This window comes from Sinomonas sp. (genome assembly GCF_036848755.1).
Taxonomy (GTDB): domain Bacteria; phylum Actinomycetota; class Actinomycetes; order Actinomycetales; family Micrococcaceae; genus Sinomonas.
On record NZ_DAIUJO010000017.1, the window covers coordinates 4848 to 24046 of the forward strand.

The 19199-nt window shown below is 69.1% G+C and carries 19 protein-coding genes, 1 tRNA gene and 1 pseudogene; 14 read left to right on the forward strand and 7 right to left on the reverse strand.

Annotation, left to right across the window (positions count from 1 at the left end):
* The 3 genes and pseudogenes from V7053_RS04210 to V7053_RS04220 all read left to right on the forward strand — a co-directional run.
* Window positions 1-844, forward strand: a pseudogene (locus V7053_RS04210) (hypothetical protein); the annotation flags it as partial.
* Between the two features lie 136 nt (window positions 845-980).
* Window positions 981-2513 (forward strand): APC family permease, encoded by a 1533-nt coding sequence (locus V7053_RS04215; protein WP_334171053.1) that lies wholly within the window; start codon window positions 981-983, stop codon window positions 2511-2513.
* Between the two features lie 84 nt (window positions 2514-2597).
* Window positions 2598-3200, forward strand: a complete 603-nt coding sequence (locus tag V7053_RS04220) for a TetR/AcrR family transcriptional regulator (RefSeq protein ID WP_334171019.1) — start codon at window positions 2598-2600, stop codon at window positions 3198-3200.
* A gap of 135 nt (window positions 3201-3335) precedes the next feature.
* Here V7053_RS04220 and V7053_RS04225 read toward each other — a convergent pair whose 3' ends face one another.
* On the reverse strand, window positions 3336-4781 hold the full coding sequence (locus V7053_RS04225; RefSeq protein ID WP_334171020.1) for a catalase: 1446 nt from the start codon (window positions 4779-4781) through the stop codon (window positions 3336-3338).
* Between the two features lie 40 nt (window positions 4782-4821).
* A complete protein-coding gene (locus V7053_RS04230) occupies window positions 4822-5313 on the reverse strand; it encodes a Fur family transcriptional regulator (RefSeq protein ID WP_334171021.1) in 492 nt (163 codons plus the stop codon).
* 155 nt (window positions 5314-5468) lie between these two features.
* Between V7053_RS04230 and V7053_RS04235 the strand changes: the two genes are divergently transcribed.
* The 3 genes from V7053_RS04235 to V7053_RS04245 all read left to right on the forward strand — a co-directional run bounded on the left by V7053_RS04235 (window position 5469) and on the right by V7053_RS04245 (window position 8499).
* Window positions 5469-6248, forward strand: a complete 780-nt coding sequence (locus V7053_RS04235) for an esterase/lipase family protein (protein WP_334171022.1) — start codon at window positions 5469-5471, stop codon at window positions 6246-6248.
* A gap of 17 nt (window positions 6249-6265) precedes the next feature.
* A complete protein-coding gene (gene htpX, locus V7053_RS04240; protein ID WP_334171023.1) occupies window positions 6266-7144 on the forward strand; it encodes a zinc metalloprotease HtpX in 879 nt (292 codons plus the stop codon).
* 83 nt (window positions 7145-7227) lie between these two features.
* Window positions 7228-8499, forward strand: coding sequence for an MFS transporter (locus tag V7053_RS04245; protein ID WP_334171024.1), 1272 nt, complete (start codon window positions 7228-7230; stop codon window positions 8497-8499).
* On the opposite strand, the gene V7053_RS04250 is transcribed toward V7053_RS04245, so the two are convergent.
* Complete coding sequence (locus tag V7053_RS04250; RefSeq protein WP_334171025.1) at window positions 8496-9278, reverse strand: alpha/beta fold hydrolase; 783 nt, start codon at window positions 9276-9278, stop codon at window positions 8496-8498. The genes V7053_RS04245 and V7053_RS04250 overlap by 4 nt on opposite strands.
* A gap of 100 nt (window positions 9279-9378) precedes the next feature.
* Here V7053_RS04250 and V7053_RS04255 point away from each other — a divergent pair, with 100 nt between their 5' ends.
* Window positions 9379-10305 carry a DUF3761 domain-containing protein gene (locus tag V7053_RS04255; protein WP_334171026.1) on the forward strand — a complete coding sequence of 309 codons (927 nt, stop codon included), beginning with the start codon at window positions 9379-9381 and terminating at the stop codon, window positions 10303-10305.
* A gap of 51 nt (window positions 10306-10356) precedes the next feature.
* Window positions 10357-10590, forward strand: coding sequence for a hypothetical protein (locus tag V7053_RS04260; RefSeq protein WP_334171027.1), 234 nt, complete (start codon window positions 10357-10359; stop codon window positions 10588-10590).
* A 308-nt stretch (window positions 10591-10898) separates the two neighbouring features.
* Here the strand turns inward: V7053_RS04260 and V7053_RS04265 are convergent, their stop codons facing one another.
* Window positions 10899-11384 carry a YajQ family cyclic di-GMP-binding protein gene (locus V7053_RS04265; protein ID WP_334171028.1) on the reverse strand — a complete coding sequence of 162 codons (486 nt, stop codon included), beginning with the start codon at window positions 11382-11384 and terminating at the stop codon, window positions 10899-10901.
* 178 nt (window positions 11385-11562) lie between these two features.
* Here V7053_RS04265 and V7053_RS04270 point away from each other — a divergent pair, with 178 nt between their 5' ends.
* The 6 genes from V7053_RS04270 to V7053_RS04295 all read left to right on the forward strand — a co-directional run bounded on the left by V7053_RS04270 (window position 11563) and on the right by V7053_RS04295 (window position 16299).
* A complete protein-coding gene (locus V7053_RS04270) occupies window positions 11563-11847 on the forward strand; it encodes a hypothetical protein (protein WP_334171029.1) in 285 nt (94 codons plus the stop codon).
* Between the two features lie 103 nt (window positions 11848-11950).
* Window positions 11951-12032 (forward strand) — tRNA-Tyr (locus V7053_RS04275).
* Between the two features lie 288 nt (window positions 12033-12320).
* Window positions 12321-12782, forward strand: coding sequence for a MarR family winged helix-turn-helix transcriptional regulator (locus V7053_RS04280; protein ID WP_334171030.1), 462 nt, complete (start codon window positions 12321-12323; stop codon window positions 12780-12782).
* A complete protein-coding gene (locus V7053_RS04285) occupies window positions 12779-14008 on the forward strand; it encodes an MFS transporter (RefSeq protein WP_334171031.1) in 1230 nt (409 codons plus the stop codon). The genes V7053_RS04280 and V7053_RS04285 overlap by 4 nt, the downstream gene beginning before the upstream one ends.
* Before the next feature lie 77 nt (window positions 14009-14085).
* Entirely contained in the window at window positions 14086-14463 is a 378-nt protein-coding gene (trxA, locus tag V7053_RS04290) for a thioredoxin (protein ID WP_334171032.1), read from the forward strand.
* A gap of 147 nt (window positions 14464-14610) precedes the next feature.
* Window positions 14611-16299 carry an AMP-binding protein gene (locus tag V7053_RS04295; RefSeq protein ID WP_334171033.1) on the forward strand — a complete coding sequence of 563 codons (1689 nt, stop codon included), beginning with the start codon at window positions 14611-14613 and terminating at the stop codon, window positions 16297-16299.
* 38 nt (window positions 16300-16337) lie between these two features.
* Here V7053_RS04295 and V7053_RS04300 read toward each other — a convergent pair whose 3' ends face one another.
* The 3 genes from V7053_RS04300 to V7053_RS04310 form a co-directional block, all read right to left on the reverse strand.
* Window positions 16338-16931: a hypothetical protein gene (locus V7053_RS04300; protein WP_334171034.1), complete on the reverse strand. Its 594-nt coding sequence runs from the start codon at window positions 16929-16931 to the stop codon at window positions 16338-16340.
* Window positions 16932-17021: 90 nt separating this feature from the next.
* A complete protein-coding gene (locus tag V7053_RS04305) occupies window positions 17022-18200 on the reverse strand; it encodes an SLC13 family permease (RefSeq protein ID WP_334171035.1) in 1179 nt (392 codons plus the stop codon).
* Window positions 18201-18222: 22 nt separating this feature from the next.
* Window positions 18223-19191: a DNA-3-methyladenine glycosylase family protein gene (locus V7053_RS04310; protein ID WP_334171036.1), complete on the reverse strand. Its 969-nt coding sequence runs from the start codon at window positions 19189-19191 to the stop codon at window positions 18223-18225.
* Window positions 19192-19199: the final 8 nt, after the last annotated feature.

Genomic DNA, 19199 nt, shown 5'->3' on the forward strand with positions numbered 1-19199 from the left:
TGTGGGCAATCTCGTGCTCATAGGGGTCGCGTTGGCGATCGTGATCGCGGGCGGCATCGCTTTCGCGTCCCTCGGGTGGGACCCGCGTGAGCCCCCGGCCGACGCAGGCCAGCCCAGGGGATCGGCGTCGTCGTCCGCTGGCGCCGCGACCGGTAGCCCGGGCTCTCCGCTGGCGCCCCCGCCCGGGGAACAAGAGCCGCCGGAGGGCGCGCCGTCGACCGCACCGCTGGGCGCCGTGCCGCCGGGAGGCGCGTCGTCGAACGGCGTGCCGCCGGAAGGCGCGTTGCCGGGCGCCGTGCCGCCGGCCCCACCGGTCGAGGAGCTTTGGCCCGCCACCATGGTGCTGACTGCTTCCCCCGCACCACCTCGAGCCCCCGGGACCGTTGCGTCCGCGAGCCCGACGGCGGCGCCCACGGCGAGCCCGACCGCGAGCCCGTCCGCGAGCCCGTCCGCGACGGCGGCGCCCACCGCGAGCCCGACGGCGACCTTCCCCTACACGCTCGCGGGGACGTTGTCCCGCGCGTCGGGACTCCCGAGCACAGACACGGTCCAGCTCAGGGCGAATCCTGCAAGGAAGCCGTCCCAGCCCACGGAAGCGGTCGTGACGCTCCGCTACAGTTCACTCGTCCAGCCCGCCTGGTCGACCCCGTGGACGTGCGCGCCAGTCCTTGACTCGGCCGTCCCGTCCACGACGCTCACCTGTACGACCCCGTTCGCCGGCGGACCGCAGATCCCGCCGCTGACCCTGGACTGGGGAACGGCGACCCCACCGAGCCTGAGCGGTGACGCCGTTCTCGAGCAGCTCCTGACCACCACGGTGGTCTCGAACGTCCAGGCGTTCTAGGGGCCGGGCAGGCTCATCTTCCGCATGATGAGACGATTTGATCGTCCCATGGAGTGGACTCCTAAGGTTAACGGGTTGTTCTGGCCGGTCGGGCTCATGGTCCCGCGGCTGCCACCACCCGAGCCTCAGGAAGATGATGCAGATCCTTCGCACCAAGCCCATCGAGCAGACGCTCGCCGATTCCAACGAGCCCGGCAGGCGGCTCAAGCGGTCCCTGAGCACGTGGGACCTCATGATCATGGGCATCGCGGTTGCTGTCGGCGCCGGCATCTTCTCGGTCGGGGCGAAGGCAGCAGCCAGCTTCGCCGGGCCGGCCGTGACGGTCTCCTTCGCGATCGCCGCCGTCGCGTGCGCGCTCGCGATCATGTGCTACGCCGAATTCGCGACCGCCATCCCCGTGGCCGGCTCCGCCTACGTCTTCACCTACGCCACGATGGGCGAGCTCCTCGCCTGGATCATCGGCTGGAACCTCATCCTCGAGCTCTTCACCGCAGGCGCCGTCGTGGCCAAATACTGGGGCCTCTACCTGAGCAAGGTGTTCGCACTCGTGGGCCTCGACGTCCCGGCGAGCATCCAGCTCGGCCCGGTCGAGCTCGTGTGGGGGCCGTTCCTCATCGTCGCCATCTTCACCGCCCTGCTCGTGCTCGGCACGAAGCTCTCCGCACGGGTGGCGAACTTCTTCACGATCGTGAAGATCGCCGTCGTCCTCTTCGTCATCGTCGTCGGTTTCATGTACGTCAAGGCGCAGAACTACACCCCCTTCGTCCCCGCGGCGGTGCCCTCGCACGCCTCCGGCAGTACCGCGGTCCTCCAGCAGTCCCTCTTCGCGTTCGCGACCGGCTCGGCCCCGGCCCAGTACGGCCTCTTCGGTGTGTTCGGGGGCGCGGCCCTCGTGTTCTTCGCGTTCATCGGGTTCGACGTGGTGGCGACGAGCGCCGAAGAGGTCAAGGATCCGCAGAAGACGCTGCCGCGGGGGATCTTCGCGGGCCTCGGTGCCGTGACGCTGCTGTACATCCTGGTCTCGCTCGCCCTGACGGGCATGGTCCCCTACACGACCCTCGCGGCCGCAGACCAGCCCACCCTCACGACGGCGTTCGAGGCGGTCGGCAACACCGCCGCCGCCAAGGTCATTGCGTTCGGCTCGCTCGTGGGTCTCACCACGGTCATCATGGTGCTGCTCATGGGCTTCGCCCGCGTTGTCCTCGCGATGAGCCGCGACGGCCTCCTGCCCCGCGCGCTCTCGGTCACCTCGGAGAAGCGGTCGACGCCGGCGCGCCTCCAGATCCTGTGCGGCGCCCTCGTCGCGCTGGTTGCGGGCCTCACCCAGGTCGACGTCCTGGAAGAGATGATCAACATCGGCACGCTCTCGGCGTTCGTCGTCGTGAGCCTCGGCATCATCGTCCTGCGCCGGCGCCGTCCCGACCTCAAGCCGTCGTTCCGGGTTCCGTTCGGCAAGGTCATCCCGATCGTCTCGGCCGTGCTGTGCCTCTACCTCATGACGAACCTCGCGGTGGAGACCTGGGTCTACTGGGCGGGCTGGCTCGTGGTGGGGCTCGTCATCTACTTCTCCTACGGCCAGCGCCATTCGCGGCTCAACGCACGGTTCGCGGCGGCGCGCGAGGCCGTGGTGCCTGCTGTCGCCGAACGTGTCCCGAGCCGGGAATCCTGAGAAGGCCGCTGTAGGATCGTCGGGAGGGGACACACAGTCGGCAGATCCGATCACACGTTTGTGACCGGTAGCAAGGAATGGTTTATGGCAAGACCGCCGCGTCCAGAGCGGAAGACGGAGCTGCTTGAGCAGATTCTCGAATTCCTGCTGGACAAGACGCTTGCGGACCTGACCTTCCGGAGTCTCGCGGACGGACTCGGCATCAGCAGCTACGTGCTCGTCTACCACTTCGGCAACCGCGAGCAGCTCGTCTCCGAGATCATCCGGGGCATCGAGTCCCGCTTCGACCGGCAGCACCCGGGAGCGGAGCACCTCGGCCTCACCGAGCTCGTCCTCTGGGCCCGGGCAACGTTCGCCGAATCGCTCGAGTACCGCGGGCGGCAGCTCCAGCGGCTGGAGTTCGAGGCCGCCGTCCAGGACGTGGTGGCCGAGCACGCTCGGGGGAACTCCGTTGCGGGATACAGGCGATGGTGCGACTTCCTCGCGTCCTGGCTCGAGGGTGAGGGCTTCTCGCCCGCGGAGGCCGCCGTTCGCGGGCGCACCTTCGTCGCCTCGGTCATGGGCATCCTGTACGACTACGTCATCTGCGGCGACCGCGAGGCGGTCAGCGCCTCGTTCGAGATGCTCGTCGACGCGTTCGTCCGTCAGCTCGAGGCCACGCGCCCGTCCCTCGAGGGACGCGCCTAACCCCCCCGCCTAACCCCCCCGCCTAACCCCCTCGCCTAACCCCCTTGCGCCGTCACCTCCGCACGGGCCAACGGGTTGCGCCGTCCCCTCCGCAGGGTCGGACCCTGCGGAGGTGACGGCGCAACGAGGGCTTGGCTACTTGCCGAGCTCCGCCCGGAGCTTCGCGCCGAGCTCTGCATCGACGTTCGTCCAGTACTGGATCGCGCGCTCCTTGATGTCGGCGCGCTTCACGCCGCCCACCGCGCCAGCGATCGTCTCGAGGAAGCGGGCGCGCTCAGCGTCGTTGAACACCTCGCGGTAGAGGATGCCCGGCTGTACGAAATCCCCGTCCTCGGCGTGGAGGGAATGCGCGGCGAGGGTCAGCTCGCCGTCGTTCTCCCACCCGCCGCCCGGGTTGGCGGGCTCGACGGCGGCGGGGCCACCGAGCGAGTTCGGCGCGTACACCGGGGTTTCGGGCGAGTTGTAGTAGTAGCGCGCGGCGCCGTCCGTGCTGTAGTTGCGCACCTCGCTCTTCGGCGCGTTGACCGGCAGCTGGGCGTGGTTGGTGCCCACGCGGTAGCGGTGCGCGTCCGCGTACGAGAAGATGCGCGCCTGCAGCATCTTGTCCGGCGAAGCCGCGATGCCCGGCACGAAGTTCGACGGCGCGAAGGCGGCCTGCTCGATCTGGGCGAAGTAGTTCTCCGGGTTGCGGTTCAGCGTCATCGTGCCCACCTTGACGAGGGGGTAGTCCTTCTTGGACCACGTCTTCGTCAGGTCGAACGGGTTGTACCGGTAGGTCTTGGCCTCCTCGTACGGCATGACCTGCACGAAGAGGTCCCAGCTCGGGAAGTTGCCCTCTTCGATGTTCTCGTAGAGGTCCTGGATGTAGTAGTCCGCGTTCTCGCCGGCAAGGCGCTCGGCCTCTTCCCCGGTGAGGCTCTCGACGCCCTGATGGGAGTGGAAGTGGTACTTGACCCAGAACCGCTCGCCCTCGGCGTTGATCCACTGGTACGTGTGCGAGCCGTAGCCCTGCATGTGGCGCCACGTCTTCGGGAGGCCGCGGTCGCCCATGAGCCAGGTGACCTGGTGGGCGGACTCGGGGGAGAGGGTCCAGAAGTCCCACTGCATGTCAGCGTCGCGGAGGTGGCTGCCCGGGAGGCGCTTCTGGGAGTGGATGAAGTCGGGGAACTTGATCCCGTCGCGGATGAAGAAGACGGGGGTGTTGTTGCCGACGAGGTCGTAGTTGCCCTCGCTCGTGTAGAACTTGACGGCGAAGCCGCGCGGGTCGCGCCACGTGTCGGGCGAGCCGCTCTCGCCGGCGACCGAGGAGAAGCGAATGAGCATCTCGGTCTCGACGCCCGGCTGGAAGAGCGCGGCCTTCGTGTACTGGGAGACGTCCTCCGTGGTCTTGAAGACGCCGAACGCGCCGCCGCCCTTCGCGTGGACGACGCGCTCCGGGACGCGCTCGCGGTTGAACTGGGCGAGCTTCTCGACCAGGTAGTGATCCGTGAGGATGATCGCGCCATCGGGGCCAAGCGACTGTGCATGGGCGTCCGAGGTGACCGGCGCGCCGGACTGGGTCGTCGAGTAGTTGACCGTCATGACTCTCCTTCTGTTTTCTGCGCTTGCGCGCAGCTTGGGTTTACGTGGAGGGGAGGGTTTGTGGGGGCCCGGACGGGACGTGCTGCTTCGCAGCGCAGTCCGAGCAGATGCCGACGTAGGTGACGTCGGCGATCATGATCGTCATTCCATGGGTGTCGCTCGGCGTGAGGCACGGCGCGTGGCCGACTGCGCACTCGACGTCCTCGACGCGTCCGCAGACGGAGCAGATGGCGTGGTGGTGGTTGTCGCCGACGCGGGTCTCGTAGAGCGCGGGGGAGTGCGGGGGCTCGAAGCGGCGCAGCATGCCGAGGTCCGTGAGGTCCCCGAGGACGACGTAGACGGACTGCGGCGTGAGCTCGGGAAGCTCCTCGCGGGCCATCGCGAGGATCGCGTCGGCCGACGAATGCGGGTGGCGCTCGACGGCGTCGAGCACCGCGAGGCGCTGACGCGTGACGCGCCGACCGTGCTGCCGGAGGGCCGACGACCAGGCTGGCGCAGAGGGTCGACGCCCCGTGCCACGCGTGCTTTCCATGGACCCATTGAACCACTTATTTTGAGGAAGTCACAATAAGGTGAGCCTCACCTGAGCTTGACAGGAGGCGGCCCGAGTGTGACAGCTTCTGCACAGGAGCCGTGGTTACGCTGGCGGCAATGGGACCTCGAGTTCCCTCCGTGGAAGGAGCATCCGTGGACACAGCGATGGGCACGACGGCGGCGCCCCGTGAAGCGCTCGCCGTCGCGGGCGGCGTCGTGCTCGACTGGGGCTACGCGCTCTGGCGGCAGGTCGCCTCCTTCGCCCAGGGGCGCGTCACGACGACGACCGTCCACCCGCCCGAGGGAACGCCCGGCGGCGCGTCTGCGCGGAAGGACAAGGCCGAGGTCGTCCTGATCCCCGGGATCTACGAGCCTGCGGGCTTCATGGACCCCCTCCGCCGCAGGCTTCAGGAACGCGGTCACCGCGTCGTCGTGCTTCCGGAGCTCGGTTACAACCGCCGGACCATTCCGGAGACTGCCGACGTCGCTGCTGCTCGGCTCCGGGAGCTCAGGGTGAAGGATGCCGTCGTGATCGCCCACAGCAAGGGCGGCCTCGTGGGGAAGCTGCTCATGACGGCCTATGCACAGGACGGCCTCGTGGTCAGGATGCTCGCCGTTGGCACGCCGTTCGAGGGGGCGCGCTATTCGAGGTATGCGCCGACCCGGCCTCTCCGCTCGTTCTACCCGGGCCACCCGGTGCTGGGCTCGCTCGCGAAGAACCTCGAGGTAAACGCCCGCATCGTCTCGGTCGGGGCGCGCGTAGACCCCCTCGTCGGCCGCTCGACGCGGCTGGAGGGCGGCAGCAACATCGTGCTACCGGTCACCGGCCACTTCCGGATCCTCGCGAGCCGCGAGCTCATGGCCGTGGTCGACGACTTTCTCCGGAACGAAGTTGGCGGTTCCGGGGAGCAAGCGGGCGGAGTCATTCGTTGAAGGTGCAGGAGGTTACTGTGCACAACCATCACAACGGGCTCAAGACTGCCGTCCTGTTCGGCGTCCTGTGGGCCGTGCTTCTCGGTATCGGGGGGCTCATCGGTGCAGGCACCCGCAGTGCCGCGCCGATTTGGCTGTTCGCGGCGATTGGCGTCGCCGCGACCGCATACAGCTACTGGAACAGCGACAAGATCGCGCTCCGCTCGATGCAGGCCTATCCGGTCAGCGAAGCCGAGGCTCCGGGGCTGTACCAGATTGTCCGCGAGCTCTCGCAGCGGGCCAGTCAGCCCATGCCGCGGATCTACATCTCACCCACGCCGGCGCCCAACGCCTTCGCGACCGGACGCAATCCCCAGCACGCGGCCGTCTGCTGCACGGAGGGCATCCTCCAGATGCTCGACGCGCGCGAGCTGCGCGGCGTGCTCGGCCACGAGCTCATGCACGTCTACAACCGAGACATCCTCACGTCGTCGGTGGCAGCCGCAGTGGCCGGCGTCATCACCTCGATCGCGCAGTTTGCGATGTTCTTCGGCGGCGGCGACAGCCGGAACCGCAACGCGAACCCGTTCGCCCTCCTCGCTCTGGCGCTCCTCGCGCCGTTCGCGGCCACGATGATCCAGCTTGCGATCTCGCGCACGCGCGAGTACGACGCCGACGAGGACGGCTCGCGCCTCACGGGCGATCCGCTCGGGCTCGCGTCCGCACTCAACAAGATCGAGGGCGGCGTGCGGCAGTACCCGCTTCCGCAGGACCAGTCCCTCGTCAACACGTCCCACCTCATGATCGCGAACCCGTTCAAGCGCAGCGGCGGCGTGGCCAACATGTTCTCGACCCACCCCCCGATGAAGGACCGCATCAACCGCCTCGAGGTCATGGCGGGCCGGCTCGAGCGCTGACTCCCGCTTGCGCCGTCAGCTCCGCAGGGTGCCCACCCTGCGGAGCTGACGGCGCAACGCTTTTGGGCGGTTAGGCTGTCCCGGTGGGAAGTCTGCTGGCCGATGTGACACCTCTGAGGGAGAGTCTCGACTTCCGCCGCATGTGGACCGGTCAGCTCCTGAGCATCCTCGGAAGCCAGCTGACCCTCACGGCGGTCAGCCTTCAGGTCTACGACCTCACGCGATCGAGTTTCGACGTCGGCGTGCTCGGGCTTGTCGCGCTCGTTCCGCTCATCGCCGCGGGACTCTACGGCGGCTCGATCGTGGACGCCCACGATCGGCGCATCGTTGCGATCGCCTCCTCCGCGCTCCTCTGGGGCACCAGTGCCCTCATTGCCCTGCAGGCATGGCTCCACGTCGGGAGCGTCGCACTCATCTACGTGCTCGTCGCGCTCCAGGCCCTCGGCTCCGGCATCAACATGCCCGCGAGGAGCAGCATCATCGCGCGGCTCATCCGGCCCGAGCTGCTCGTCGCGGCCAACTCCCTCAACATGATCACGTTCGGCCTCGGCGGGGCCATCGGGCCGCTCCTCGCCGGCGCGCTCGTCGCGAGCGTAGGGTACGGCTGGACCTACACGCTCGACGTGCTGAGCTTCACCGTGGCCATGTGGGCTCTGTTCAGACTCCCGTCGCTTCCGCCGGAGGGCGAGGTCCGACGGGCCGGTCTGAGGTCCGTGGCCGAGGGCTTCCAGTATCTCGGGACGCGGCCGAACATCCGCATGACCTTCGTGATCGACCTGTGCGCGATGGTCTTCGCGATGCCGCGCTCGCTCCTCCCCGCCGTAGCCGCCGTCTCCATCGGCGGCGGCGCGCCGACGGCCGGAGCCCTGCTCGGCGGCATCGCGGCAGGGACGTTCCTGGGCGGCCTGTTCTCCGGTCCCGTCGGGCGGCTGCGGTGGCAGGGGCGCGGCGTCCAGCTGGCCGTGGCCGGATGGGGAGCGAGCATCCTCGCTTTCGGCCTCGTGATTCTCGGTGCCGGACGCAGCTCGCCGGGCGGGCCCACCTGGTGGCTCGTGCCCGCGCTCCTGTGCATGGTGGCGGCCGGGGCCGCCGATTCGGTGAGCGCCTCCCTGCGATCGACCATCCTGCAGGCCGCCACTCCGGATTCCATGCGGGGGCGGCTCCAGGGCGTCTTCACCGTCGTCGTCGCCGGCGGCCCCCGCCTGGGCGACGTGTTCGCTGGCGGGATGGCGAGCTGGCTCGGGGAGGGGCTCGCCGTCGTCGTCGGGGCGCTCGTGTGCATCGCGCTCGTCGCGGGACTCCGCCTCGCCCAGCCGCGGTTCGCGCACTACGACGCCCTGGACCCGACGCCCTAGCCCGCCGGCAGCTGGGCTGTGAAGTCGACGACGGCGGCGGCGAGGACGTCGGGCGACGCGTCGTGAGTCTGGCCCTCGAGAGAGTCGAAGACCGAACCTGGAATTGCGTCTGCCGTCGCTCGCGCACCGTGCTGCAGCATATCGGGGCTCGCGCCGCCGGACAGGACGAGCGTCGGGACGCTGATCGACCCGAAGACGCCCGTAGGGATCGGGCCGCCGAGGGCGGCGTCGTCGTAGGCCAGCGTGGGAGCGAGACGCGCACCCTGGGGCCAGTAGGGAGATTGCCGCATTCCGGCGATTGCCTCGGCGGGCAGGCCGACCCGTTCCAGGAAGAGGGCGAACGCGCCGTCGTGGTCGTCCGCCTCGAGGCGCTCCCTGAGCGCGTCCGTGTAGGCCGCGGCTGCGGCGAGGCCCTGCTCGTCGGTCGGATAGGGCGGTTCCCACATGACGAGTGCGCGGACGGGCAGCTCCGCGGCGGCGCGCGCGGCGAGCGCCGCGCCCGACGAAAGGCCCAGGAGGATCGGGGCATGCTCGCCGACGTCGAGCAGCGCCGCGATGTCCTCGATTTCACGTTCGACGGCGAACGGCGGCGTGTCGGTGCTGTCGCCGCGGCCCCGGCGGTCGTAGTTGACGACGTCGAAGCGCTCGGCGAGCGCGTTGGCGAGGGCGGCGTCCGCCTGGCGGTCGCAGGACGCGCCCGCGACGAGGATGAGCGGTTCGCCGTCTCCGAGCCGATCGAAGGCGATGACAGTTCCGTCCTGCGAAGTCACGGTTTCCATGGGCTTCACGGTAGGACGCATCCCTGGGTTGAGGAAATGCTTGCGCGGGACGGTTCTCGATGAAAAGCTGCATCCGTTGTGTGGATTATTGCCGCTGGCAATGAACTTTGGGGGAACCATGCGGGTCAAGGGTGCTTCGTATTTGCTCGGTGTCGCTGCGGTGGGATTCGCGGTCGCGGTGACGGGGTGCGGTGGGACGGCGGCGTCGGGCGCCGGCGGAGTCACGTCACTCGACCCTTCGTCGGGCGTGACGTCGGCAGCGGCCTCGCCGAGCAGTTTCCCGTCCGTCGCCGTAACCGTCGCCGCGACGGTGACACCCACGACGCCGGAGGCTCCGCCGTCGTCCGCCCTGCCTTACGCCGGGGCCGCGCTGGGCGGGACCGAGGCGCCCGTAGGCGGGAGCGGCGGAATCCTCCCGGACCGCGCGGTGACTCCCGGCGGAACCAACCCCTCCGTCTCGCAGGGTGACATCGCCAGCACGATCTGCGTGACAGGCTGGACGACGACGGTGAGGCCGCCGTCGTCGTACACCTCTCAGCTCAAGCTGGACCAGCTGCGGGCGGGGTACGCGTACAACGGTGACCTCAATCCCGGCGACTACGAAGAAGACCACCTCATCCCGCTCGAACTCGGTGGCGCCCCCTCGGACGTGCACAACCTGTGGCCCGAGCCCTCGACGACGGCGACTGGCGGGTCGAAAGCCAAGGATGAGCTCGAGAACAGGCTGCACACGCTCGTCTGCTCGGGGCAGCTCGCGCTGGTCACCGCACAGCAGGCCATCGCGTCCAACTGGTGGGATGCCTACGAGACCTACATCGGCGCGCCGGCTCCGGCTCCCGTGGCGCCCGCTCCGGCTCCCGTCGCCCCCGCTCCGGCTCCCGTCGAACCGGCTCCCGTGGCTCCCGCGCCGGCTCCCGTCCCTCCAGCCGGGGCGACCGCCAAATGCAATGACGGCACCCTCTCGTACTCGGCCACCCACAGTGGGACCTGCTCGCATCACGGCGGCGTCGCGATCTGGTACAAATAGACCGCCCCGCCCCATGGACAGAACGGTCTGTCTACCTGTAGCGTCCCGTCCATGGTTGAGGTGCTGTCGGCTGACACCGTGCCCGGGCCGCTCCTCTCGGAAGCGGACAGGGAGACGCTGGGCGAGCAGGTGGTCGGAATCCTCCGGGACCTGCTGGAGGGTCCGGGGCTCTGCGAAGCCGCCAAGGCTCGGCTGCGGCGCCTTCTCGTGAAGCACCGAGGCCGGCCAGAGCGGGCACTCCTCGAACATCTGCGGGAGATGGGCGTCGAGCCGCCGGCTCTGTGAATCCTGATCGCCGGGCCTGCCCTGCTCCGACCAGGCCCGGCCGGCCGGACACTCCGGGGCAGCAACAACGCACGAGGCCCCGGACCGAAGTCCAGGGCCTCACCCATGCGAAGGGCAAATGCGGTGGTGCCCCCGGCACAGGGCCCCCGGTCCTGAGGCCCTCGCACCGTGCCGGGTGCACCACCTAGACGAGACACGGATTCCTGCGATCCGCGCACCTCAACAAGCTATCCAGCCAGACTGTGCTGGAGCTATGCCGCGGCAGTGAAGCGGCCCTCAGAATCGCCGCTGAACTGCTGCTCGAGTGGTCAGCGGAAGTTGACGAACTGCAGGTCCGCGTCCTCGAATCCCTTGAGAAGGGCGATCGTCGCCTGGAGGTCGTCGCGCGACTTGGACGAGACGCGCAGCTCGTCGCCCTGGATCTGCGCCTTGACGCTCTTCGGTGCCTCGTCGCGGATGAGCTTCGAGATCTTCTTCGCGTGCTCCTGTGAGATGCCCTCCTTGATGGAGGCCTCGATGCGGTATTCCTTGCCCGAAGCGAAGGGTTCGCCGGCGTCGAGGGACTTGAGGGAGATGCCGCGCTTGATGAGCTTCGACTCGAAGACGTCGAGGACTGCCTTGACACGCTCCTCCGAGTTCGCCTTCATGAGGATCTTCTCGCCGCTGTGGTCGATCTCCGCGCCGACGCCCTTGAAGTCGTACCGCTGCGCGATCTCCTTCTGCGACTGGTTGAGCGCGTTGGCGACCTCCTGCTTGTCGACCTTGCTCACGACGTCGAATGTCGAATCAGCCATTGCTGCCTCCTGCACGTGGCTCGCCGCCTTTCGGCGGTTGTGGGGTTGTCTGCGCCCAGCCTAGTTGCTCCCTGTGCGAGGGCGCTCGCCGTCACAGTTCACTCTTAGCCGAAGTCCAGCAGGAGCCGATGTTTTCACGAGAACGTTGAGTGGACGTAAGACCCGGAAGGGAGCAATCGTGGCACGCAAGTCCAATTCGGAGCCCGGGGCGAAGCGCTCGGCCGTCCGCGTCGTCGCGGACGGCGTGGCAGCCGCTGCAGGCGGCGTCGTCGTGGCAACGGTCGCGGCCGGGATCGTGATGTCGCCCGCTCAGGCGCCTCAGGCTCGGCTCGGCGGTATCCATGAGGATCTCCAGCGGGCCGTTGCACTTCATCAGATCACGCCCGAACAGGCGGCTCTCTTCGAGGTGAAGCTCCAGCGGGAGATCCTTGGCGGCACGTCCGACGACGATTCGACCGCGTAGCGCTCGGGCTCGACGGAGTCGATTCGACTGGCGCCCGGATGTTCTGTAAGGTTGTCTTGCTCGCTCAGCGGAACATGGCTTTGGCCAGTTCTGACGCGTGCTCGGCAGATTACCCGAGCGGCCAAAGGGGGCTGACTGTAAATCAGCTGGCATTGCCTACGGGGGTTCGAATCCCTCATCTGCCACCCACAGAAACCCCGGTCTAGGACCGGGGTTTCGTCGTATCCGGGACGGTCCCGAAGCGGTGTCCATAGACCCGCCGTCGGTGGCCTCAGTTCCGCCGGTTGGCCTGAAACCCGCCGCGCGCCACCCCCGCCCCTCCGGCTGACCCCCTTCCCGGATCCGCGCGGCGAGGTCCTGCGCATGCGGGTGTGCCCTGCGCGTCACGGTCCTTCGTGAACTCCGTCTCATCCCTTTGAATTCAGCCCTCCACCCCTTGAATTTAGGTTACCTAACTTTTAGGCTTCCTAACTATGGATGAAAACGAGCTCGCGGACCTCGCCGAACGCTTCCGCAGCATGCTGCGCCTCGCCGTCTTCGTGTCGCGCCGCCTCGACGGCGACCTCGAGCTCTCCACGACCCAGCTCAGCATCCTCACCATGTGCGGAGAAGGGGGCCTGCGGATGGGGGTCATTGCCGAGAACCTCGGTGTGCGCGTCCCCTCTGCAACGGAACAGGTCAGCCGCCTGGAGCGGGCGGGCCTTCTCGAAAGGCGCGCCGATCCAAAGGATGCCCGCGCCGTCGTCGTGAGCCGAACCCCTGCCGGGGACCAAGCCGCCGCCGAGGCCAACCGCCGCCGGACCGGCCGCATGGTCGACGTCCTCGAGACCCTGGAGCCGGCCGAACTCGAGGCCCTCCGCACCGCGCTGCCCGTCATGGACAGGATCAACGAGCGTCTGCACACCATCTCGAACCGCAAGGAGCGCATCGCATGACTGCCGAGTCAGCAGTCCACAGTTCAGAAGCACACCAGACCCTGCAGGCCGAAAAGGCCTCGTTCTTCCGCCAGCCGAAGGCTGTCTGGGCGACGGCCATCGCGGCCGTGTTCGCCTTCATGGGCATCGGCTTGGTCGACCCGATCCTGCCGTCCATCGCGGTCAACCTCAAGGCGACCCCGAGCGAGGTTTCGCTCCTGTTCACGAGCTACTTCCTCGTCACGGCCGTGGCAATGCTTGTGACTGGCTTCGTCTCTTCGCGGATCGGGGGCAAGAAGACGCTCCTCATCGGGCTCGCTCTCATCGTCGTCTTCGCCTCGCTCTCGGGGACGAGCGGCTCGGTGTGGCAGCTCGTCGGCTTCCGCGCCGGCTGGGGGCTCGGCAACGCACTGTTCGTCGCGACCGCGCTCGCGGTGATCGTCGGGGTCGCCACCGGCGGCACCTCGACGGCGATCATCCTGTATGAGGCCGCCCTCGGCCTCGGCATCTCGCTGGGCCCGCTCGTGGGCGCCCTCCTGGGCGGCTGGAAGTGGCGCGCACCGTTCTTCGGCACCGCGACGCTCATGGCCATCGCCTTCATCGCCCTCATGGTGATGCTGCCCAAGACTCCCGCCCCCGCGCAGAAGACGCGGCTCAGCGCCCCGATCCGCGCGCTCGGCCACGCGGGCCTGCGGACGACGGCGGGCAGCGCCTTCTTCTACAACTTCGGCTTCTTCACCGTGCTCGCCTTCGTCCCGTTCATCCTCGGCATGAACGCCTACGGAATCGGTGCCGTGTTCTTCGGCTGGGGCGTGGCCCTCGCGCTGTGCTCGGTGCTCGTCGCGCCGCAGCTCCAGACGCGCTTCGGCGACGTCAAGGTCCTCACCGGGACCCTCGCGTGCCTGGCCCTCGACCTCGTCGGGATCGGGCTTTCCGCGGCAGCGCACTCAGTTCCGGCCGTTGTGGTGTTCGTGATCATCGCGGGCGCCCTGCTCGGGGTCAACAACACCGTCTACACCGAGCTCGCGATGGGCGTCTCAGATTCCCCGCGTCCGGTCGCGAGCGCGGGCTACAACTTCGTCCGGTGGATGGGTGGGGCGCTTGCCCCCTATGTGGCGACGAAGCTCGGCGAAACGTTCGGTGCGCCAATCCCCTTCTTCGTGGCCGCGGTTGCCCTCGTGGTGGCCATCGGAATCGCCCTCGCCGGACGCGCCTACCTTTCCGAGCACGAGCCGGCGGCCGTTTGAGGCTCGGAGCTGCGGGAATGTTCCTCCGGAACAGGTCGTTGATGCACTAGACGACCGCAATCGTGAGGAGAGCGTCAATGGCCACCAAGAACATCACCGGCGAGGAATTCGCCGACACCATCGAGAAGAACGACATCGTGCTCGTGGACTTCTGGGCTTCGTGGTGCGGCCCCTGCCGTCAGTTCGCCCCGACGTACGAGGAGGCCTCCGAGAAGCATCAGGATGTCGTGTTCGCGAAGGTGGACACCGAAGCCGAGCAGGTTCTGGCCGCCCAGGCCAACATCACCTCGATTCCGACACTCATGGCCTTCCGCGAGAAGGTGCTTGTCTTCTCGCAGCCCGGTGCGCTTCCACCCGAGGCGCTCGAGCAGGTGATCACCGCGGTCAAGGGCCTCGACATGGAGGACGTGCACCGCAAGGTCGCCGAGGCTCAAGCAGCCCGGGGCGAGAACTGAATCAACCCGACGCCACGGCGCCGTTCCCTTCCGAGGGAGCGGCGCCGTCGTCGTTCTCGGGCCCAGCCATTCCCGCCCGGGCACGCGCTTGCTAGCCTGCTGGCAGCCGCAGCGGGCGGCTCACGCGATCGAGGAGGATCAGGAGCCATGCTGTCGTCCACCACGGGAGAGACCGACGTCCCGCTGCTCGAGGAGACCATCGGGGCGAACTTCGCCAGAATTGTCGAGCGCTTCGGGGACCGGGAGGCACTTGTCGAGGCGGCGCCCGACGGCGACGCTGCCGGGGCTCGCCGGTGGACCTTCCGGGAGCTGAACGACGACGTCGACCGGATGGCGCGCGGGCTCCTCGCCGTGGGCGTCGCGGTGGGCGACCGAATCGGGATCTGGAGCCCGAACTGCGCCGAATGGACGATCCTGCAGTACGCGACCGCCAAGATCGGCGCGATTCTCGTCAACGTGAATCCGGCTTATCGGACCCATGAGCTCGTCTTCGTCGTGAAGCAGAACGGCATGCGGATGCTCGTGGTGGCACCGTCCGACCGCACGAGCGACTACGTCGGGATGGCCCGCGAGGCGCTTGCCCAGTGCCCCGAGCTGCGGGAGCTCGTCTTCCTGCCGGCGCCCAGCAACGCTGGCGGCGCCACCTTTGCGGCGGGGAAGCCCGAGTCAGGCGACGAATCGACGTGGGAGGAACTTGCCTGGCGAGCGGAGGGAGTCCCATCATCGCTCGCCGAACGCGCCGCGACCCTCACGCCCGACGACCCCATCAACATCCAGTACACGTCGGGCACCACGGGCTTCCCCAAGGGCGCAACGCTCACCCACCGGAACATCCTCAACAATGGATTCTCCATCGGCGAGCTGCTGGGGTACTCCGAGGCGGACCGGGTCGTCGTCCCGGTTCCCTTCTACCACTGCTTCGGCATGGTCATCGGGAACCTCAACGCGTACTCGCACGGCTGTGCCACCATCCTGCCCGGACGCAGCTTCAACCCAGCGGCCACCCTCAAGTCCGTGCAGGATTTCGGTGGAACCTCGCTCTACGGCGTTCCCACGATGTTCATCGCCGAGCTCGCGCTGCCGGATTTCGAGGCGTACCGCCTGGACACCCTCCGGACCGGAGTCATGGCCGGCTCGACATGCCCTGTCGAAGTGATGAAGCGGGTCATCTCAGACATGCATATGGAGGACGTGGCCATCTGCTATGGCATGACGGAGACTTCGCCGGTCTCTACCATGACCCGGCTCGGGGACTCGATCGCGCACCGCACCGAGACCGTCGGCCGCACCATGCCTCACCTCGAGAGCAAGATCATCGGTCCCGACGGGGATGTCGTGGTGCGGGGGGAGATCGGGGAGCTCTGCACGAGAGGCTACGCCGTGATGGCCGGCTACTGGGACCAGCCGGACAAGACGGCAGAGGCCATTGATCCCGACGGTTGGATGCACACCGGGGACCTCGCGAGCATGGATGACGACGGCTACATCATGATTGAGGGCCGCATCAAGGATCTGGTGATCCGCGGCGGCGAGAACATCTATCCCCGCGAGATCGAGGAATTCCTCTACGAGCACCCCAGCATCCAGGACGTCCAGGTGATTGGGGTTCCCGACGAGAGGTACGGCGAGGAGCTCATGGCGTGCATCATCCTCAAGCCCGGGGCAGAGCCGCTCGACGTGGAGGCCGTCGCGGAGTTCTGCCGAGGCCGACTCGCGCACTACAAGATCCCCAAGTATGTTGAGCTCCGCGAGAGCTTCCCGATGACCGTTTCCGGCAAGGTGCGCAAGGTCGAGATGCGCGAGGAAGCCGTCGAGAGGCTCGGCCTCGCTCGCTGACCCGCTTCTTGCGGCGACGCGAACCCGTGGGTGTTGGCTCAGGGGTGTGGGCTGTGCGGCGGCGGGGGCGGGGGTGGTCCCGGCTGTGGTGGCCTCGGGTGCGAAGGTTCCGGGTGGGACGGTTCCGGGTGGGACGGTCGCGGGCGCGGGGGTGGCGCCGCAGGGTGCGCGAGCGGTTCCGGATGGTCTGCCGCCAGCGGAGACCCCTGCGGGGCGGCCTGCCCGGTCTGACCTGCCGTGAATTCGCCCGCGCCCTTGGCGGCGGGCTCGCTGCGCGAACCTGAGCCATCGCCCGAGCCGGTCGCGTCCGCCGACTCGAGCCCGTAGTGCGTGCGGACCTCGCGCGCCTGATCGGCGCTCAGGCCGCCTCGGTCGGAGGCGACGCGGGGCGCGGAACGGACGGCGTCGGCGTCGAACGCGACCGTGAGGGTGGACCCGGCCAGCGTCGCGCCGTCGAGGGGGACGAACCGCTGGGAGATCCCGAAGAAGCCTGCGCGGACGGCCACGAAGACCGGGACCGTCCCGGAGCCGTCCAGTACGAGCTGGTCCACGGAACCGAGCTGCGTGCCGTCGGCGGCCACTATCGTGCCCCCACTGACGAGGAGCCCTTCGAGCTCGTCCCGGCTGATCATGGGTCGATTCTCGCATCGACCGACCGCCGGCCTGTGGGCCGCCCCGACCGCCGCCCCGACCGCCGGTCCACGCGCCGGCACGCCTGCGGCCTATCCGAGCGAGGCGAGCAGGGCGGCGGGCACGATCATGACCGGGACGAGGACGAGCCCGGCAGCCGCGTAGCCCCACCACGAGATCCCGACGCCGAGCCGCCGCAGCTGCTCGTGCCAGATGAGGGTCGCGAGGGACGCCCACGGTGTGACGAGCGGCCCGGCGTTGACGCCGACCAGCAGCGCCGCGATCCTGGCCGGGCTCCCTGCCGCCTGCTCGAAGGCGAGGTACGCCGGTAGGTTGTCGACCAGATTGGCCCCCACCGCGCCCGCGGCCGACACCCGAACGAGGTCGAGGGGCCCGCTGCCGGAGCCGAGGAGCGCGGCCGCGAACTCCCGCGCGCCGACATGCTGCAGTGCCTCCATGACCACGAAGAGCCCCGCGGCGAAGAGGACGAGCTGCCACGGCACGAGCGCCCACCGGAGCGCCGCGCGATGCCGGACGGCGAATGCGACGACGAGAATCGCACCGGCCGCCGCGGCCGGGATCCACACCGCGATGCCGGAGACGAGGGCCGGAAGCAGGGCAGCAAGCACGGCGGCCCCGATGCCGAGCAGCACCGGATCGGGCGGGGCCCCGGCGTCGTCGTCGGTCCGGATGCGGGTGAGCCGCACGGTGTAGTAGCGGCCGCTGAGCTCCCTGCGGAAGAGGATCGCGACGGCGGCGACGGGCACGAGGGCGCACCACACGGCCGGCAGAGCCATGCGGGCGGCGAAGAACGCCGGCGGCACGTCGCCGAGCGTGTGGAGGGCGAGGAGGTTGGTGAGGTTCGAGACGGGCAGGAGGAGCGAGCCGGTGTTGGCCAGCCACACGGTGGTGAGGGCGAACGGCAGCGGCGGGAGCCCGCAGCGCCGCGCGAGGACGACGACGATCGGCGTGAGCAGCACGGCCGTCGTGTCCAATGAGAGGAACACGGTCGCCGCGAGCGAGAGGCAGGCGACGAGGATCCACAGGACCATGGCGCGGCCGCGACCCCAACGGCGGAAGCGCGACGCGATCCACTCGAACAGCCCCGACGCGTTGAGCAGCTCCGTCACGACCGTGATGGCGGTGACGAAGGCGAGGATCGGGAGGACGCGCTCCGCGAGCGCGCCCACGGCAGCCCACGGCAGGAGTCCGGTGGCCACTGCGGCGGCGCCGAGAACGAGCAGCACGGCTCCCGTGATGGCCAGAGGCATGGCGTCAGTCTAGGGTCCGGGGTCAGTGCATTCGGTGATCTTGGACAGTCATCCGTGGGCCGAAGCGCGGCGCGCGGACCCCAGCGACGCCGAGGAGCCGCACGACGCGCTGCCGGTGCCCGCGCCACGGCTCGAGCAGCCGGAGCATCCCGGCGTCGTCCGTGCGCTCGCCCGTGAGCGCGTAGCCGACGAATTTGGCGAGGTGGAAGTCGCCGACCGAAACCGAGTCCGGGTCGGCGTGCGTCCGCTGGGTCACCTCGGCCGCCGTCCACACCCCGATGCCGGGGATGGACTGCAGCCCGGCGGCGGCCTCGGCTGCGGTCTTCGCCGCGAGCCGTTCGAGGCCCGACGCCGAGCGCAGGGCCCGCATGACCGTCGCCGAGCGCTGAGGTCCCACCCCGGCCCGGTGCCATTCCCATGACGGCACCCGCAGCCACTCGGCGGCCGTGGGCGCGACCACGAGGCCGCTGGGGGCGATCCCGCCTGCCCCCGGGGCCGGGGAGCCGAACCGTCGCAGGAGGTAGCGGTACGCGCGCCGGGCCTCGAGCGTCGTGACCTTCTGCTCGAGGACCGTCGGCACGAGGGCGTCGACCACGCGCCCGGTGGCGGGAAGGCGCAGACCGCGGTTCCGCCGTCGTGCTTCACGCACGAGGCGCGGAAGGGAAGCCAGGAAGGGCTCGGCGTCGAACGCCGCCCAGGAGTCTGTCAGGCCGAGCAGGCCCGGGGCGGACTCGACGGCCGACGGCGCCCCCGCGCCCCACGCCCGCGCGCGGAGTTCGCCCCCGGCGTGCGTCAGCAGGACCGACGCCGGCCCTTCGGGGGTGCGGAAGGCCGTCCACAGTCCTCCGGGATGCGGGGCGAAGGTGGGGTCGCCGTCCCCGCGCTGCAGCGGGAAGCACGTGGTCGCAAGGGAGTAGCCCTCGGGTGCCTCCCAGACGCCCTCCGCATCGGCGGTGCCGGCGATTCGGGCGAGCGGGGGAGCGAGCGTCACCGGAGCAT

Excerpts from the sequence above, each read along its gene's own strand:
- V7053_RS04230 (WP_334171021.1), bottom strand. The coding sequence starts at position 5,313 with ATGGAAAGCACGCGTGGCACGGGGCGTCGACCCTCTGCGCCAGCCTGG.
- V7053_RS04305 (WP_334171035.1), bottom strand. The coding sequence starts at position 18,200 with ATGCCTCTGGCCATCACGGGAGCCGTGCTGCTCGTTCTCGGCGCCGCC.
- V7053_RS04215 (WP_334171053.1), top strand. The coding sequence starts at position 981 with ATGCAGATCCTTCGCACCAAGCCCATCGAGCAGACGCTCGCCGATTCC.
- V7053_RS04265 (WP_334171028.1), bottom strand. The coding sequence starts at position 11,384 with ATGGCTGATTCGACATTCGACGTCGTGAGCAAGGTCGACAAGCAGGAG.
- V7053_RS04280 (WP_334171030.1), top strand. The coding sequence starts at position 12,321 with ATGGATGAAAACGAGCTCGCGGACCTCGCCGAACGCTTCCGCAGCATG.
- V7053_RS04255 (WP_334171026.1), top strand. The coding sequence starts at position 9,379 with ATGAACTTTGGGGGAACCATGCGGGTCAAGGGTGCTTCGTATTTGCTC.
- V7053_RS04260 (WP_334171027.1), top strand. The coding sequence starts at position 10,357 with ATGGTTGAGGTGCTGTCGGCTGACACCGTGCCCGGGCCGCTCCTCTCG.
- V7053_RS04300 (WP_334171034.1), bottom strand. The coding sequence starts at position 16,931 with ATGATCAGCCGGGACGAGCTCGAAGGGCTCCTCGTCAGTGGGGGCACG.
- V7053_RS04220 (WP_334171019.1), top strand. The coding sequence starts at position 2,598 with ATGGCAAGACCGCCGCGTCCAGAGCGGAAGACGGAGCTGCTTGAGCAG.
- V7053_RS04285 (WP_334171031.1), top strand. The coding sequence starts at position 12,779 with ATGACTGCCGAGTCAGCAGTCCACAGTTCAGAAGCACACCAGACCCTG.
- V7053_RS04250 (WP_334171025.1), bottom strand. The coding sequence starts at position 9,278 with ATGGAAACCGTGACTTCGCAGGACGGAACTGTCATCGCCTTCGATCGG.
- V7053_RS04225 (WP_334171020.1), bottom strand. The coding sequence starts at position 4,781 with ATGACGGTCAACTACTCGACGACCCAGTCCGGCGCGCCGGTCACCTCG.
- V7053_RS04295 (WP_334171033.1), top strand. The coding sequence starts at position 14,611 with ATGCTGTCGTCCACCACGGGAGAGACCGACGTCCCGCTGCTCGAGGAG.
- trxA (WP_334171032.1), top strand. The coding sequence starts at position 14,086 with ATGGCCACCAAGAACATCACCGGCGAGGAATTCGCCGACACCATCGAG.